Source organism: Streptomyces sp. NPDC055243, from assembly GCF_044544025.1.
GTDB lineage: Bacteria > Actinomycetota > Actinomycetes > Streptomycetales > Streptomycetaceae > Streptomyces.
In genome coordinates this window covers 40,073-56,012 of the sequence record NZ_JBITWR010000014.1, presented here as the reverse complement: position 1 = coordinate 56,012, position 15,940 = coordinate 40,073, and the positions used below count along the sequence as shown (strand labels likewise).

Below are 15,940 nucleotides of genomic sequence, written 5' to 3'. Positions count from 1 at the left end.
CCAGATCGTGCGACACACCGGCTCAATTGGCAGATGGCCTCAAGCAAACCCCTCTACCGTGTGAGGCGTGAGCAGCAGCGGCCTCATCTACGCAGTCATCGTCGGGGCCTGGGCCGCCTACTTGGTGCCGATGTGGCTCCGTAGGCAGGACGAGCTCAATGAAGCCCGTCCGACGGAACGCTTCAGCACCGCCATCCGGCTCTTGTCCGGACGGGCGGGGATGGAGCGCCGATACGCCAAGGACCTGCAAGCGCGCTCGCCTGAAGAGGAGGAGTCGCGCGACCCGGACAACGCCACCGGCTCGGTGGACGTCCGGGCCTTCGTCGCGCCTCCGCATCGACAGGGCGACCAGGAGGAGCGGCCCGAGCCGCAGGGCAAGGCGCCGGTCAAACCCCAGGCGCAGCAGCCCTCGGTGCGACCGCCGGCGCAGCAGCCTGCGGCGCGCTCCCAGGCGCACCCCGCGGCGAAGCCTCCGGCCAGGTCCTCGGTGAAGGCCCAGGTGAACACCCCGGCACCGGTACCGGCGCAGGCCCCAGCGCAGTCCGCCGCGCGCCCCCAGCAGTCGCCCGCCCAGCGTGCGGCATCGGCGGAAGCCGCCGCGCGCGCCCGGCGCGTGAAGGTGCTGGCGCGCCGTCGGCGTACGACGGTGATGCTCTTCGTCGCCTTCACGATCGGCACGGTCGTCGCCGCGGTGGGCGGGCTCGCGTTCCTCTGGGCGCCCGCGGCGCCGGCCGCGCTCCTGAGCGCGTACATCGTCTACCTGCGCGGCCAGGAGCGGCGCCGCTTCACCTACACCATGGACCGGCGCAGGGCCGAGGTCGCCGCGCAGCGGCTTCGGGAGCGCCAGCCGCGCAGGCGCGCGTCGAGCGCCGCGGAAGCCGTCGTCGACGACACGGAGGAAGGACCGGCCCCCGACACCGAGACGGGCCTGTCCGCGCTCGCCGCCGACCGCCGCGCCCTGGTCGAGCAGACCGACCACGCGGAGTGGGTCGACCAGCAGCGCGAGCGGCAGCGCCGCCCCGGCCACGGCGACAGCTGGGACCCGGTGCCGGTGCCCCTGCCGACGTACGTGACCGCGCCGGTCGCACCCCGGGCCACCGGTGACGTCGACCTGGGCGCACCCGATGCCTGGAGCTCGGCGCGGTCGAGCACCGTGGAGCCCGCGGCCGACGAGACGGACGAGGGCGAGTACGCGCAGTACGGCGAGTACGCCGAGGGCACGGAAGGCGCCGACGGCGTGGACGGAGTCGGTGGCCGCAGCGACGCACGGCGGGCGGCGTCCGCCCGCCGGGCCCGCGAGCGCGGACGCACGCCGCTCTTCGACCAGTACGAGGAAGGCGAGCGGCCACGGGCCGCCAACGAGTGAGGCCTGACCAGCCAGGAACGGATTTCCAAGCACCCGGATCGGGATGCTAGAGTTTCACTCGTTGCAAGGGCCTGTGGCGCAGTCTGGTAGCGCACCTCGTTCGCATCGAGGGGGTCTGGGGTTCAAATCCCCACAGGTCCACTGCACATGAGATCCCGTCCGGTTCTTCGAACCGGGCGGGATCTTTGCGTGTGCCTCGACGCCGAAGCGCCGAAGAACCGCCGTGAGGTGCTGAAGGACTACAGCTGCTTCGCGAAGCAGCGGCTCAGGTCCTCGAAGCGGTAGTGGCCGAACTTGCTGGGGGCCGGGGTGTAACCGGTCGAGGTGTACAGGGCTATCGCCTCCGGCTGCTTCGTGCCCGTCTCCAGGACCATGCGCGTACGGCCCGCCGCCCGCGCGTCGTCCTCCAGGGCCGCCAGGATGCGGCGGGCCAGGCCCAGGCCGCGGGCCTCCGGGGTGACGTACATGCGCTTGATCTCGGCGTCGCCGTGCGCGTAGCCCTCGTCGTTCTCCTCGTGGCCGCGCCAGCCGCCGGTGGCCAGCGGGGTGCCGTTCTCGTCGTACGCGAGGAGGTACAGACCGCGCGGGACCGTGAACATCGCCGGGTCCAGAGGTGTGACGTCGCCCTCATCGCCGTACCGCTCCGCGTACTCGAGCTGGACGCGGTCGTTGAGCCTGACCGCGTCGGGGTGGTCGAAGGGGGTGGGGCGCAGCTCGACGGCGGGCCGCCGCAACGGTGACTGGATACTCATGCGAACCATCGTACTTCTATGCGGTGGGGTGGAGGTATCCATTAAGTGTGCCGGTATCGTTCCCGGATGCTCACTGTGACCTCTGTGAATGTGAATGGGCTGCGCGCCGCCGCCAAGAAGGGCTTCGTGGAGTGGCTCGCCGAGACCTCGGCCGACGTGCTCTGCCTCCAGGAGGTGCGGGCCGAGCCGCAGCAGCTGCCGGAGGAGGTGCGGGCCCCCGAGGGGTGGCACGTCACGCACGCGCCGGCCGCCGCGAAGGGGCGCGCGGGCGTCTCCCTCTATACGCGCCGTGAGCCGGATCGCGTGCAGGTCGGGTTCGGGTCGGATGAGTTCGACGGCAGCGGGCGCTACGTCGAGGCCGATCTGCCCGGCGTCACGGTCGCGAGCCTCTACCTGCCCTCCGGCGAGGTGGGCACGGAGCGGCAGGACGAGAAGGTCCGCTTCATGGGGGAGTTCCTCACGTACCTGAAGGGGCTCAAGCAGCGGGCCGCCGCCGAGGGGCGCCAGGTCGTGGTCTGCGGCGACTGGAACATCGCGCACCAGGAGGCCGACCTCAAGAACTGGAAGGGCAACAAGAAGAACTCCGGCTTCCTGCCCGAGGAGCGTGCCTGGCTCAGTGAGGTCTTCGAAGAGGGTGCCGGCTACGTGGACGTGATGCGGGCGCTGCACCCCGACGTCGAGGGCCCCTACTCCTGGTGGTCCTACCGGGGGCGCGCCTTCGACAACGACACGGGCTGGCGGATCGACTACCACGTGGCGACGCCGGGGCTCGCCGAGCGCGCGGTCAAGGGGTTCGTGGAGCGGGCGGCCAGTCATGAGGAGCGGTGGTCGGACCATGCGCCCGTAACGGTGGTCTACGACATGTGAGGCCGCGCGGCGCCATGGCATGTTGCGGGCACGTACCTGACAATGACTCAACTGTCAGCCGTGTGGGGGAGACTTCATGTCCGGTATGTCGAGGCCGTCGCGTCGGGGTGTGCTGCTCGGGGCTCTGGGAGCCGGGATCGGGGCGGGGCTCCCGCCGGCCGTCGCGTCATCGGCCTCCGCCTCCACTTCCGCAAATGCCTCTGCCTCCGCTTCCGGTGGAGTGCCCCGGCGTACTCCACCGGTGCTCCTCACCGAACAGGCGACCCAGCAGATCCTCGTGCTCGATCCGCGGCGCAAGGTCTGGGACGGGGAGGCCGATCCGTCCGTCGTGCGGTGGGCGTTCTCGCCGATGCGGCAGGCGGGGTACAAGGACCTGCGGTCCGAGGACAGTTGGGTGTATCCGAGCGAGTCGAAGGTGCGCAGGCACAAGGGGCGTACGTACGTCCTGACGACCGCGTCCTTCGGCTTCGTCGGGGTCGTCGACTACCCGTCGGGGCGGCGCTACTGGGGCGCGGCGATCGGACCCGGCGACGACCTCTTCAACCCGCACAGCGCGGAGATCCTGCCGGACGGCAACGTGGCGGTGGCGTGCAGCACGGGCGCGCTGGTCAGGCTGTACGCGGCGTCGCAGGGGCCGCGCGCCTCGCGGTACGCCGAGGCGGAACTCAAGGGCGCGCACGGGCTGCACTGGGACGGTGCGCGCGAGGTGCTGTGGGCCATCGGCGACGACGACCTGGTCACGTACGAAGTGGGCGGCACGCGGGCCCGGCCCGCGCTGACGCGGCGGTCGTCGGTGGGCCTCCCGATCGGGACTCCGGGCAGGACCGCGGGCGGCCACGACCTCTTTCCCGTGGCCGGGCGTCCGGAGCGGCTCTGGGTGACGACGAACGCGGCCGTCTTCCAGTACGACATCCCGAGCGGGGACTTCACGCAGGACTTCGCGGGCCATGAGGAGATCTCCCGGAAGTCGGTCAAGGGCGTCGGCAACGATCCGCGGACGGGGCAGGTCATCAGCACCGTGCCGGAGAGCGGCCTTGAGGAGACCTGGTGGACGACGAAGGTGAGCGTCCATCAGCCGCGCGGTGAGTACAAGCTGGTCGACGGCGGGATCTACAAGGCGCGGTGGTTCCTGCCGCGGTGAGGCGTGGGTGAGTCTTGGGTGGGGCGTGGATGAGGCGTGGATGAGGCGTGCCGGACGGGTTAGGCGTCGTCGTCCGGCTTCTCCGAGGCCAGGCGGCGGTCCAGGGCCATCGAGAGTTCCGCCTCCACCACGCTCTTCGCCAGCGGGCGCAGGCGGTCGATGCTCACGTCGCCCGCCTCGGCGGGCGTGTGGGTGCGGATGATCGTGATGAACAACTCCGCGAGCGCGTCCGCGTGTTCGCGCACGCGCTGGCCCGCCTCCAGGACCGCCGCCAGCGGGATGCCCTCGCGGACCAGCGCCGACGAGACGTCCAGGAGGCGGCGGCTCACGTGGACGATCTCCTCGCCGTCCGTGCCGAGGTAGCCGAGGTCCAGGGCCGCGGCGAGGTTCTCGGGGGTGACCTCGCCCGCGAAGTGGTCGGCCAGTTCCTCGGGGGTGAGGCGGACCGGGGTCTCCTCGGTGGGTTCGCCGATGCCCAGGAGCTCGCCGACGTCGCGGCCGTTCTCGAAGGCCTCCGCGAGTTCCGCGATGCCGCTCAGGGTGTGGCCGCGGTCCAGGAGCGCGGCGATCGTCCGCAGTCTGGCCAGGTGATGGTCGTCGTACCAGGCGATGCGGCCCTCGCGGCGGGGTGGCGGGATAAGGCCGCGCTCACGGTAGAAGCGCACGGTGCGGACCGTGATGCCGGCCGCCTTGGCCAGCTCCTCCATGCGGTACTCGCGTGTCTCTGCCACGGCAGCAGCCTATGTGCTGCCGGATCGTGCAGGTGTTCTCCTCGCGCTACCGGCGGTAACTCGCGACGCCTGACCCCTACCCATCAGTACGCAGCTGTTCTAGTCTCCCAATTGCGCCAGTGGTCACTGGCAGAGTCGTGAAGCAGTTCGGGAGGCGGCGGCATGGCCGAGGACGAGCGCCAGCGGGTGCGCGAGCAGGGGCGCGAGCCGGGGAGCGAACACGAGCATGTGCGGGTGGCGGTGATCGGGTCCGGATTCGGTGGGCTCGGGGCCGCGGTCCGGCTGCGCCGGGAGGGCGTCACCGACTTCGTCGTCCTGGAGCGGGCCGGCGCGGTGGGCGGCACCTGGCGGGACAACAGCTATCCGGGCTGCGCGTGCGACGTGCCCTCGCACCTGTACTCGTTCTCCTTCGCGCCCAACCCCGACTGGCCGCGCACCTTCTCGGGCCAGGGCAAGATCCAGGAGTACCTGGAGCAGATCGCCGACACCTTCCGCCTGCGCCCGCACATCCGCCTCGACACCGAGGTGAAGCTGATGCGCTGGGACGCGGAAAAGCTGTGGTGGGAGATCGAGACCAGCAACGGCACCCTCACCGCCGATGTCGTCGTCTCCGCCACCGGACCCCTCTCCGACCCCAAGCTCCCGGACATCCCGGGCCTGGACACCTTCGAGGGCAAGGTCTTCCACTCCGCGCGCTGGGACCACGACTACGACCTGCGCGGCAAGCGCGTCGCGATGATCGGCACCGGCGCATCCGCCATCCAGATCGTGCCCGCCATCCAGCGCGAGGTGGGCAGGCTGACCCTCTTCCAGCGCACCCCGCCCTGGGTGATGCCGCGCATGGACCGTGCGATCACGAAGGCCGAGCGCTGGCTGCACCGCCAGCTGCCGTTCACCACGCACGCCCGGCGCGGAATCCTGTGGGGCATACGGGAGTTGCAGGTCCAGGCATTCACCAAGCGGCCGAACGAGCTCGGCGCGGTCGAGCAGCTCGCCAAGCGGAACATCGCGCGCGCCGTCAAGGACCCGGCGCTCCGGGCCAAGCTGACGCCCTCGTACCGCATCGGCTGCAAGCGGATCCTGCTCTCCAACACCTACTACCCGGCGCTCGCGCAGCCCAATGTGGACGTGGTCGCCAGCGGGCTCAGCGAGGTGCGCGGGAACACCGTCGTCGCCGCGGACGGCACCGAGACCGAGGTCGACGCGATCATCTTCGGTACGGGCTTCCACGTGACGGACATGCCGATCGCCAACCGCGTGGTGGGCCCCGACGGCGTGACGATGATGGAGACCTGGAAGGACGGGATGAAGTCGCTGCGCGGCGCGACCGCCGCGGGCTTCCCCAACTTCATGACGGTCATCGGCCCGAACACCGGCCTGGGCAACTCCTCGATGATCCTGATGATCGAGTCCCAGCTGAACTATCTCGCCGACTACATGCGGCAGTTGGACGTGCTCGGCGGCCGGGCCGCGCTCGCCGTGCGGACGAGCGCCGTCAACGCCTGGAACGACAAGGTTCAGGAGCGGATGAAGCGCACCGTGTGGAACACCGGCGGCTGCAACAGCTGGTACCTCGACGAGAACGGCGTGAACACCACGATCTGGCCCGGTACGACGTCCGAGTTCCGCGCCGCCACGCGGCGGGTGGATCTCGCCGAGTACGAGGTGGTGCGGCCGCCGAAGGTGAGTGCGGACGCGGCGCCGCCGAAGTCCCGCAAGGCGAAGAAGGTCGAGGCAGGCGCATGAGCAGGCTGACGCACGTGACGAGCGGGCCCTTCGCCCCGCCTCCCGCCGCGCGGGAGCTGACCGTCGTGTCGGCGGACGGCGCGCGGCTGCACGCCGAGGTGCACGGCCCCGAGGGCGCGCCCGCGGTGGTCCTCGCCCACGGATGGACGTGCTCGACCGCCTTCTGGGCGGCGCAGATACGTGACCTGGCGGTCGACCACCGGGTGATCGCGTACGACCAGCGGGGGCACGGGCGCAGTGCCGCGCCCGCGGGGGCGGAGGGGTACAGCACGACCGCCCTCGCCGACGACCTCGAAGCGGTGCTCGCGGCGACGCTCGCGCCGGGTGAGCGGGCCGTGCTCGCCGGGCACTCCATGGGCGGCATGACGATCATGGCCGCGAGTACGCGGCCGGGGTTCCGCGAGCACGCGGCGGCGGTTCTGCTGTGCAGCACGGGGAGTTCGCGGCTGGTGGCCGAGTCGCTCGTGGTGCCGATGCGGGCCGGGCGGATCCGGACGCGGCTGACGCGGTCGGTCCTGGGCGCGAAGGCGCCGCTGGGTCCTGTGACGCCGCTGGCCCGCCGCATCCTCAAGTACGCCACGATGGGCCCGGGTTCGCCCCCGGAGCGGGTCGAGGTGTGCGCGCGGATCGTGCACGGATGTCCTCGGGTGGTGCGCTACCGCTGGTCGCACGTGCTCGACGAGATCGAACTCGACGCGGGCGTCCTGGAGTTGACGGTGCCGACCGCGGTCGTCGCGGGTACGGCGGACCGGATGACGCCCGTCGCGGGCGCGCGGCGCATCGCCGCGATGCTGCCGGACTCCCTGGGCCTGACCGAGCTGCCGGGGCTCGGTCACATGACGCCCGTCGAGGCGCCGGAAGCGATAACGGACGGGATCAGGGATCTCGTGAAGCGGTACGTACGGGTGGGCGAAGAGCAGGTCCAGGGACTCGAAGGGAGCAGCGCATGAGCAAGGTCAGCCTGGAGGGTCAGGTCGCGGTCGTCACCGGGGCGGCGCGAGGCGTGGGGGAGCTGCTCGCGCGCAAGCTGTCGGCGCGGGGGGCGAAGGTCGCGCTCGTGGGCCTGGAGCCGGACGAGCTGAAGCAGGTGGCGGCCCGGCTGCACACGGAGAGCGAGGCCTGGCACGCGGACGTCACGGACCACGTGGCGATGGCGCGGGTCGCCCAGGAGGTCAAGGAGCGGTTCGGGAAGGTCGACATCGTCGTCGCCAACGCGGGCGTCGCCAACGGGGGGCCGTTCGTCGAGTCCGACCCCGAGGCGTGGCGCCGGGTGATCGAGGTCAACCTCATCGGCAGCGCGGTGACGGGCAGGGCGTTCCTGCCCGTGCTCATGGAGAGCCGCGGCTATCTCCTCCAGATCGCCTCGCTGGCGGCGATCACGCCGGCGCCGATGATGACGGCGTACTGCGCGTCGAAGTCGGGCGTCGAGGCGTACGCGCACTGTCTGCGGGCCGAGGTGGGCTACAAGGGCGTGAAGGTGGGCGTCGGCTACCTGTCCTGGACGGACACGGACATGGTGCGGGGCGCGGACCAGGACGACGTGATGCGGGAGTTGCGGCAGCGCCTGCCGTGGCCGTCCAACAAGACGTATCCGCTGGGTCCCGCGGTGGACCGGATCGTCGCCGGCATCGAGCGCCGGTCCAGCCATGTGTACGCGCAGTGGTGGCTGCGGGGGATGCAGGGCATCCGGGGATACCTTCCGGGGATCATCGGCTCGGTCGGCCAGCGTGAGATGCGGAGGTTCGAACCCCGGCTGGGTTCGGTCTCCACGGGGCTCGTGGGAGCGGGCGGCTCCGCCGATGAACAGGGCCGTGCGGGGCGGTAGTTGCTCGCGGGGGTCCTACTCCCGGGGGCGGGGCGTGCGCCTCGCCTCGCCTCGCTCGCGGCGGGGGTGGGGCGGGGCCCGCTTCACTGCGGGGGAGTGGGGCCGATCTGCCTCGCCGTGAGCGTCTGACCCGCCGTGGGGGCGGACCCTGGCCCGCCGCTCCGCGGCGGATCTTTCCCGCCCACCCACCCGATTACCCCGTGGTGAACAGGTGGGTGGGTGGGGGTGATTCGCCGCGGGCCATGGGGAGGGCGGGCGGGGTTGATCCGCCGCGAAGCGGGTGGGAGGGCGGGTGGCGCGTCCCCAACGGGCAGGGGGCGGCGTCTCGCCAAGGGGTAGGAAGCGGTGGGAGAGGGGGTGGGTGTGTCCCCAACGGGCAGGTGGTGGCGCCTCGTCAAGGGGCAGGACGCGGTGGGACGGGTGGTGGCGCGCCACCGAGGGGCAGGTGAACTCGGCCGCGCGCAGCGGTGGCAGAGGCCCCGGAGGTGCAGCCGCTTCGCGCTGCGCGCGGCGGCGACGCCTGCCGGGTGATCGGGTGGGTGGGTGGGATTGATCCGCCGCGAAGCGGTGGGACAGGGGCCGCACCCACCGAGCCGCAGGTGACGGCAGCCCCCCGCAGCGGCGCCGCAGGTAACCCGGCGCCGCAGGCAACCGGCGCCGCAGGCAGAGCGAAGCCCACCCGGCGTCCCGGGTGGGCTCACTGGTCAAAGCTCAGCGCAGCGTCAGGCGTCGTAGTCCTGGTTGAACTTGTCCTGCTGCTCCTGCGCCGCCCGCTGTGCCTCGTCCGGGGACTTCGCGGAACGCTCCCGCGACTCCTCCTGGGCCTGCTGGCCGCGCTCCCGCGCGTCGTCACGAGCCTGCGAGGCGCGCTCGCTCGCCTCGTCCTTCTCGCCGCCCATGGCGCCCTTCGCCTTGGCGGAGAGGTCGTTGGCCTTGTCCTGGAACTGGTCCTTGATGCCCATGCGGTTCACTCCTAGAGGGTGAGGTTGGAAGGGCCTCGACCAGACTTACATGACGGTACATTCCCCGCATTTCGATCAATCACGGCCAGTGATCCGACACCGTAGGCCGCCTGCGAAACCCGCGCACTGACTACCCCCTCGGCGGCAGCTTCGGCCGCCTCCTGTCCGGTACGTCCTCCATCCCCGGCGGGTCCGCCGCCGGCTGCCGTTCCAGGAGGTCGAGCGCCACCCCCACCGCGTCGTCCAGCTGGGCGTGCCGGCCCTCCGCCCAGTCCAGGGGCGTGCGCAGCACCTCCAGGTCCGGGGCCACGCCGTGGTTCTCCACGGACCAGCCGTACGCGTCGAACCACCCCGCGTTCATCGGCACCGTGATGATCGTCCCGTCGCCCAGGACGTGCCGCCCGGTCATCCCGACCACGCCGCCCCACGTGCGCTGGCCCACCACCGGGCCGAGGCCGAGCAGCTTGAAGGCCGCCGTGATCATGTCGCCGTCCGAGGACGTCGCCTCGTCGGCCAGGGCCACCACGGGGCCGCGCGGGGCGTTCGACGCGTACGACACCGGCTGGGCGTTCCGCGTCAGGTCCCAGCCCAGGATCTTGCGCGTCAGCTTCTCGACGACCAGCTCGCTGATGTGGCCGCCCGCGTTGCCGCGCACGTCCACGATCAGGGCCGGGCGCGAGACCTCCAGGCGCAGGTCCCGGTTGAACTGGGCCCAGCCGGAGCCGCCCATGTCGGGGATGTGCAGGTAGCCGCACTTGCCCCCGCTCAACTCCCGTACGACCTCGCGGCGTTTGGCCACCCAGTCCTGGTAGCGCAGGGGGCGTTCGTTGATGAGGGGGACGATCGCCACCCTCCTCGACCTGCCCTCCCGCTCAGCGGGCTGGAACGTCAGCTCCACCGTCGTGCCGCCCGCTGCCGCGAGCAGGGGGAAGGGGCCCGTCACCGGGTCCACCGGGCGGCCGTCGATGTGGGTGAGGACCGCGCCCTCGCGGATGCCCGCGCCCGCGAGCGGCGAGCGCGCCTTGGAGTCGGATGAGTCGCCGGGCAGGATGCGCTTGATCATCCAACTGCCGTCCCGGCAGACCAGGTTGGCGCCGAGCAGCCCCATCGCCCGCTGGTAGTGCGGCGGCCCTTCGTTGCGGCGAGCGGCGGAGACGTACGCATGGGACGTGCCCAGCTCGCCCAGGACCTCGCGCAGGAGGTCGGCGAACTCGTCGGGGGACGCGACCCGGTCCACCAGCGGCCGGTACTGGTCCAGGATCGCGGGCCAGTCGATGCCGCACATCCGAGGCTCCCAGAAGTAGGCGCGGATCAGGCGGCCCGCCTCGTCGTAGGACTGGCGCCACTCGGCCGCCGGGTCGACCTCGTGCAGGATGCGGCGCAGGTCGATCCAGACGGTCGTGTCGACGTCGCCGGTCTCCGTCGAGGGGACCGCGCGCAGGTCGCCCTCGTCGACCACCACGAGCCGCGAGCCGTCGCCGCTGAGCGCGAACCAGTCGAGGTGGTCGACAAGCGCGGACTTCTTGCCCTTGGTGATGTTGAAGTACTCCAGGGTGGGGCGTCCCGAGGTGTCCGCCGGGTTGGCGAACGTCTCGCCGAGCGCGCCCGAGATCGGCCAGCGCAGCCAGACCAGGCCGCCACCGCTGACGGGGTGGAGCGCCGAGTACTTCGACGCCGAGACCGGGAACGGCGTCACCCTGCTCTCCAGGCCCTCCACCTCCACGATGACGGCGCCGTCCTCCGACCCGCTGTCGGCCGGGTCGAGCCCGCCCGCGGCCGGCCGGCCGTCGGGGGAGAGGGCGAAGGGGGACGGGGTGGCCGAGGACAGGGGGACCAGGTAGGGACGGCAGCCGAGCGGGAAGGACAGGTCGCCGGTGTGCACGTCGTAGACCGGGTCGAAGCCGCGCCAGGAGAGGAAGGCGAGATAGCGGCCGTCGCGGGTGAAGACCGGGTTCTCGTCCTCGAAGCGGCCGTTGGTCACGTCGACGATCGTGCGGGCGCCGGGACCGTGGATGCGGGCCATCTTGATCTGCCGCAGGGAGCGGCCGATGCCCGGATGCGACCAGGTCAGCCATGCCCCGTCCGGGGAGAACGCCAGGTCGCGCACCGGTCCGTTGACGGAGCGGATCAGCTCCGTCACCTCGCCGTTCGACTCCTCGGTGGCGTCGACCAGGAGGAGCCTGCCGTCGTTCGACGAGATGGCGAGCCGTTCGCCGTCGGGGTCGGAGAGCAGTTCGAGGACCCGGCCGAGCTCGCCCTGCGCCAGCCTGCGCGGTTCGCGCTCGCCGCTCGCGCGCGGCAGATAGGCGATCTCGACGGCGTCCTCGCCCTCCGCGTCGGTGACGTAGGCGACCTGCCCGCCCTTGCCGAGCATCTCCGGGAGCCGGACGCGCACGCCCGGGGTGTCCGTGATGGTGCGGGCGGGCCCGTCCCGGTGCGTGAGCCAGTACAGGCTGCCGCGTACGACGACGGCGCTGGCCCGGCCGGTCGTGTCCACGGAGATCGAGTCGAGGTGCTGCGCGGCCGGCACCTGATAGATCCGCCGTCCGGCGCGCGGCCCGCCCAGGCGCACGTCGAGGCGGCGCGGCACGGAGTCGGCGGACAGGTCGTCCACCAGCCAGACGTCGCCCGCGCACTGGTAGACGACGCGGGTGCCGTCGCTGGAGGCGTGCCGGGCGTAGAACGCGTCGTGATCGGTGTGCCGGCGCAGGTCGGAGCCGTCCGGCAGGCAGGAGTAGAGGTTGCCGACGCCCTCGTGGTCGGAGAGGAAGGCGATCCTGCCGTCCACGAACATGGGGGCGTCCAGGTGCCCGTCGAGGTCGGGCAGGAGCTGTTCGCCGTGCAGCCACAGGCGGCCCGTCGCCCCGCCCCGGTAGCGCTTCCAGGCGGCGGGCTCGTGCGGGGGCTTGCCGGTCAGGAGCAGCGTCTTGCGCTCGCCGTCGATGTCGTTGACCGCGATGTCGTACACCGGGCCCCAGGGCAGCTTGCCGCCGGGTGAGCCGTCGGTGTGCACGCTGTAGGCCCAGCAGAAGTACGAGAAGGGCTGGCCGTGCGAGGAGACGGCGAGGATGTCGCCGTCGGGGGACCAGCCGCAGACCCGGGTGTCCGTGCTCCCCCAGTAGGTGAGGCGCCGGGCCGGGCCGCCGTCGACCGGGGCGAGATGGATCTCGGGGTCGAGGCTGCGCCAGGTCGTGTACGCGATGTGGCGGCCGTCCGGCGAGAAGCGCGGGTGGCTCACCTTGGTCCGGTCGACGGTCACCCGCCAGGCCCTGCCCGCGGGGGCGCCGTCCGGGCTCAGCGGGGCCACCCAGAGATCGTCCTCGGCCGCGAAACAGAGACGGTCGCCGCTGAGGTGCGGAAATCGCAGGTAGGCGTGGTCAGCATGGGCTTCATCGCGCGCGTCGGTCACTTCACCATGCTTTTCCGGTGCGGAGGGCCCGGCAACTCGTACACGGGGGCGGACAGGTGCGGACGGGCGGGGATCGATGCGTGGATCGGTGCGGGGAGCGAGCGCGTGACGCAGCACACGTACGAAACTGTTTCGTTTCGTTAAGGCCGCGGGTACAGTCATGGCGTACGCAGCGGTTTCGACGAGGAGCGGAGGGATCATGGCTGAGGCGGCAACGGTGCGGCGCAGCCGGATCACACCCGAGCGCGAGGCCGAGCTCTACGCGGCCGTGCTCGACCTGCTCCGCGAGGTCGGCTACGAGGCGCTCACGATGGACGCCGTCGCGGCCCGTGCGAAATCCAGCAAGGCCACCCTCTACCGCCAGTGGGGGAGCAAGCCGGAGCTGGTCGTCAGGGCGCTGCGGCACAACAAGCCGGTGTCCATCGAGGACATCGACACCGGGTCCCTGCGCGGCGACCTGATCGAGTCCGTGAACCGTTCGGACGACTGTCAGATGGAGCAGGACGCCGCGCTGATGCGCAGCCTGTTCCACGCCATCCACGAGAACCCCGAACTCCACCAGGCGCTGCGGCAGTTGCTCATCGAGCCGGAGATCACCGGCCTGAACGCACTGCTGCGCAGGGCCGTGGACCGCGGCGAAGTGGACCCGGGCAACCCGGCGTTGAACTACGTCATCCACATGATGGTCGGGGCCTTCGTCGCCCGTGACCTGATCGAGGACCGCACGGTCGACCGTGATTTCCTCCGTTCCTACATCGACGCCGTGATCCTCCCCGCTCTCGGCGTCTGACCCGACCCCCTCACCAGCCCCACCCTCTCCACCTGACGCGACCGCTCACGTCGTCGGGCTGATCCCCCCTGCCCTCAGACACAACGACCTGACCGGGAGTTCGCCCTCGTGGCCACTTTCCTCTACAAACTCGGCCGACTCGCCTTCAGGCGACGGCACTTCGTCGCCCTGATCTGGGTGGCGCTCCTGACGCTCGCCGGAGTCGGCGCCGCGTCCGCGCCCACCGCCGCCTCCAGCTCCTTCTCCATTCCCGGGACCGAGGCCCAGAAGGCCTTCGACCTGCTCGAAGAGCGCGTGCCCGAATCCAGTGCCGACGGCGCGAGTGCCCGTGTCGTCTTCAAGGCGCCGGACGGCGAGAAGGTCACCGACCCGGCCAACAAGGCCGAGATCCAGAAGACCGTCGCCGCCCTCAAGTCCGGTTCGGACGAGGTGGCGCGGGCGGACAGCCCCTTCCAGACCAAGACGGTCAGCAAGGACGGCTCCACCGCGTACGCGTCGGTCTCGTACAAGGTCACCTCGATGGAGCTGACCGACGAGAGCCGTGACGCGCTGGAGAAGACCACCGAGCAGGCGCGTGACTCCGGGCTCACGGTCGAGGTCGGCGGCGACGCGCTGCAGGCCATGCCCGAGACCGGGGCCACCGAAATCATCGGCATCGCGGTCGCGGCCGTCGTCCTCGTCATCACCTTCGGCTCGCTGATCGCGGCGGGTCTTCCCCTCCTCACCGCGCTGATCGGCGTGGGCATCGGGGTCTCCTCGATCACCGCGCTCGCCAGCGCGCTCGACCTGGGGACGACGACCTCCACGCTCGCCATGATGATCGGCCTCGCGGTCGGCATCGACTACGCGCTCTTCATCGTCTCCCGCTACCGCGGCGAACTCGCCGACGGACGGGACCGCGAGGAGGCGGCGGGCCGCGCCGTGGGAACCGCCGGTTCGGCCGTGGTCTTCGCCGGGCTCACCGTGGTCATCGCCCTGGTCGGCCTCGCCGTGGTGAACATCCCGATGCTCACCAAGATGGGCTTCGCGGCGGCCGGCACGGTGGTCATCGCCGTACTCATCGCGCTCACCCTGATCCCGGCGCTGCTCGGGTACGCGGGCAAGAAGGTCAAGCCCACGGGCGAGAAGAGCAAGGTGCTCGGCAGGGGCGGCAAGAAGGCCGCCGCGGAGTCCGACGCCAAGCCGAAGGACAACCTCGGCACCCGCTGGGCGCGCTTCGTCATCCGCCGCCCGCTGACGGTCCTGCTGGTCGGCGTCATCGGCCTCGGCGCCGCCGCGCTGCCCGTCTCCTCCCTCGAACTGGGCCTCCCGGACGACGGCGCGCAGCCGACGTCCACGACCCAGCGCAAGGCGTACGACCTGGTCTCCGACGGATTCGGGCCCGGTTTCAACGGCCCGCTGATGACGGTCGCCGACCTCAAGGGGGCGGCCGACCCGAAGGCCGCGGCCGGTGAGATCAGCAAGACGATCTCCGGACTCGACGACGTCCTCTCGGTCGCCCCGCCGATGCTCAACAAGGAGGGCGACACGGCGATCATCAGCGTCGTCCCGTCCTCCAAGCCCAGCGGCATCGAGACCGAGAACCTCGTGCACTCGATCCGCGACGCGGGCGCCGACATCAAGGCCGACACCGGCGCGAGCGTCATGGTCACCGGCACGACGGCCATGAACATCGACGTCTCGCAGAAGCTGAACGACGCCCTGCTGCCCTACCTGGCCCTGGTCGTCGGCCTCGCCTTCCTCCTCCTGATCGTCGTCTTCCGCTCCATCCTGGTCCCGCTCAAGGCGGCGCTCGGCTTCCTGCTCTCGGTCCTCGCGGCCCTGGGCGCGGTCGTCGCGGTCTTCCAGTGGGGCTGGCTCGGCTCGCTCTTCGGCGTGGAGCAGACCGGCCCGATCATGAGCATGATGCCGATCTTCATGGTGGGCGTCGTCTTCGGCCTCGCGATGGACTACGAGGTGTTCCTCGTGACGCGCATGCGAGAGGCGTACGTCCACGGGGAGCGGCCCGGCCAGGCGGTCGTGACCGGCTTCCGGCACGGGGCGCGCGTGGTCTCGGCGGCCGCCGTGATCATGATGGCGGTGTTCGCCGGCTTCATCGGCTCCAGCGAGCAGATGGTCAAGATGATCGGCTTCGGTCTCGCGATCGCCGTCTTCTTCGACGCGTTCATCGTGCGCATGGCGCTGGTCCCGGCCGTGCTCGCGCTGCTGGGCAAGCGGGCGTGGTGGCTGCCGAAGTGGCTGGACCGCGCGCTGCCGAACGTCGACGTCGAGGGCGAGGGCCTGCGTGACCTCGACGCGTCGGGCGCGCGAGGTCCCGAGGAGGACCGGGAGCTCACGCGCGTCTGACCCGC

12 protein-coding genes and 1 tRNA gene are annotated in these 15,940 nt (G+C 71.3%); 9 read left to right on the top strand and 4 right to left on the bottom strand.

Annotated elements, in window-relative coordinates; genetic code table 11:
- Positions 1 to 67: 67 nt before the first annotated feature.
- Both glpR and ACIGXX_RS32880 read left to right on the top strand, forming a co-directional pair.
- Positions 68 to 1,366, top strand: coding sequence for a gephyrin-like molybdotransferase receptor GlpR (gene glpR, locus ACIGXX_RS32885; RefSeq protein WP_399981132.1), 1,299 nt, complete (start codon positions 68 to 70; stop codon positions 1,364 to 1,366).
- Between the two features lie 67 nt (positions 1,367 to 1,433).
- Positions 1,434 to 1,507 (top strand) — tRNA-Ala (locus tag ACIGXX_RS32880).
- A gap of 98 nt (positions 1,508 to 1,605) precedes the next feature.
- Here ACIGXX_RS32880 and ACIGXX_RS32875 read toward each other — a convergent pair.
- Positions 1,606 to 2,118: a GNAT family N-acetyltransferase gene (locus tag ACIGXX_RS32875; protein WP_351162882.1), complete on the bottom strand. Its 513-nt coding sequence runs from the start codon at positions 2,116 to 2,118 to the stop codon at positions 1,606 to 1,608.
- A gap of 66 nt (positions 2,119 to 2,184) precedes the next feature.
- On the opposite strand from ACIGXX_RS32875, the gene ACIGXX_RS32870 reads away from it, so the two are divergent.
- On the top strand, positions 2,185 to 2,985 hold the full coding sequence (locus ACIGXX_RS32870; protein WP_361466335.1) for an exodeoxyribonuclease III: 801 nt from the start codon (positions 2,185 to 2,187) through the stop codon (positions 2,983 to 2,985).
- A 241-nt stretch (positions 2,986 to 3,226) separates the two neighbouring features.
- On the top strand, positions 3,227 to 4,126 hold the full coding sequence (locus ACIGXX_RS32865) for a DUF6528 family protein (protein WP_399981127.1): 900 nt from the start codon (positions 3,227 to 3,229) through the stop codon (positions 4,124 to 4,126).
- A gap of 59 nt (positions 4,127 to 4,185) precedes the next feature.
- On the opposite strand, the gene ACIGXX_RS32860 is transcribed toward ACIGXX_RS32865, so the two are convergent.
- Entirely contained in the window at positions 4,186 to 4,833 is a 648-nt protein-coding gene (locus ACIGXX_RS32860) for a MerR family transcriptional regulator (RefSeq protein ID WP_383819361.1), read from the bottom strand.
- Positions 4,834 to 5,019: 186 nt separating this feature from the next.
- Between ACIGXX_RS32860 and ACIGXX_RS32855 the strand changes: the two genes are divergently transcribed.
- From ACIGXX_RS32855 to ACIGXX_RS32845, 3 genes are read left to right on the top strand one after another with little or no spacing between them, the layout of a single operon-like run.
- Complete coding sequence (locus tag ACIGXX_RS32855) at positions 5,020 to 6,603, top strand: NAD(P)/FAD-dependent oxidoreductase (protein ID WP_351162890.1); 1,584 nt, start codon at positions 5,020 to 5,022, stop codon at positions 6,601 to 6,603.
- A complete protein-coding gene (locus ACIGXX_RS32850; protein WP_351162892.1) occupies positions 6,600 to 7,553 on the top strand; it encodes an alpha/beta hydrolase in 954 nt (317 codons plus the stop codon). The genes ACIGXX_RS32855 and ACIGXX_RS32850 overlap by 4 nt, the downstream gene beginning before the upstream one ends.
- Positions 7,550 to 8,428, top strand: a complete 879-nt coding sequence (locus ACIGXX_RS32845; protein ID WP_351162894.1) for an SDR family oxidoreductase — start codon at positions 7,550 to 7,552, stop codon at positions 8,426 to 8,428. Before ACIGXX_RS32850 ends, ACIGXX_RS32845 begins: the two co-directional genes overlap by 4 nt.
- Positions 8,429 to 9,150: 722 nt before the next feature.
- Here ACIGXX_RS32845 and ACIGXX_RS32840 read toward each other — a convergent pair.
- Both ACIGXX_RS32840 and ACIGXX_RS32835 read right to left on the bottom strand, forming a co-directional pair.
- Complete coding sequence (locus ACIGXX_RS32840; RefSeq protein WP_351162896.1) at positions 9,151 to 9,390, bottom strand: hypothetical protein; 240 nt, start codon at positions 9,388 to 9,390, stop codon at positions 9,151 to 9,153.
- 130 nt (positions 9,391 to 9,520) lie between these two features.
- Positions 9,521 to 12,799, bottom strand: coding sequence for a S41 family peptidase (locus ACIGXX_RS32835; protein ID WP_351162898.1), 3,279 nt, complete (start codon positions 12,797 to 12,799; stop codon positions 9,521 to 9,523).
- 217 nt (positions 12,800 to 13,016) lie between these two features.
- On the opposite strand from ACIGXX_RS32835, the gene ACIGXX_RS32830 reads away from it, so the two are divergent.
- Complete coding sequence (locus ACIGXX_RS32830) at positions 13,017 to 13,589, top strand: TetR/AcrR family transcriptional regulator (RefSeq protein WP_366463869.1); 573 nt, start codon at positions 13,017 to 13,019, stop codon at positions 13,587 to 13,589.
- A 108-nt stretch (positions 13,590 to 13,697) separates the two neighbouring features.
- On the top strand, positions 13,698 to 15,935 hold the full coding sequence (locus ACIGXX_RS32825) for an MMPL family transporter (protein WP_399981121.1): 2,238 nt from the start codon (positions 13,698 to 13,700) through the stop codon (positions 15,933 to 15,935).
- Positions 15,936 to 15,940: the final 5 nt, after the last annotated feature.

Excerpts from the sequence above, each read along its gene's own strand:
- ACIGXX_RS32855 (WP_351162890.1), top strand. The coding sequence starts at position 5,020 with ATGGCCGAGGACGAGCGCCAGCGGGTGCGCGAGCAGGGGCGCGAGCCG.
- ACIGXX_RS32875 (WP_351162882.1), bottom strand. The coding sequence starts at position 2,118 with ATGAGTATCCAGTCACCGTTGCGGCGGCCCGCCGTCGAGCTGCGCCCC.
- ACIGXX_RS32860 (WP_383819361.1), bottom strand. The coding sequence starts at position 4,833 with ATGGAGGAGCTGGCCAAGGCGGCCGGCATCACGGTCCGCACCGTGCGC.
- ACIGXX_RS32845 (WP_351162894.1), top strand. The coding sequence starts at position 7,550 with ATGAGCAAGGTCAGCCTGGAGGGTCAGGTCGCGGTCGTCACCGGGGCG.
- ACIGXX_RS32850 (WP_351162892.1), top strand. The coding sequence starts at position 6,600 with ATGAGCAGGCTGACGCACGTGACGAGCGGGCCCTTCGCCCCGCCTCCC.
- ACIGXX_RS32870 (WP_361466335.1), top strand. The coding sequence starts at position 2,185 with ATGCTCACTGTGACCTCTGTGAATGTGAATGGGCTGCGCGCCGCCGCC.
- ACIGXX_RS32840 (WP_351162896.1), bottom strand. The coding sequence starts at position 9,390 with ATGGGCATCAAGGACCAGTTCCAGGACAAGGCCAACGACCTCTCCGCC.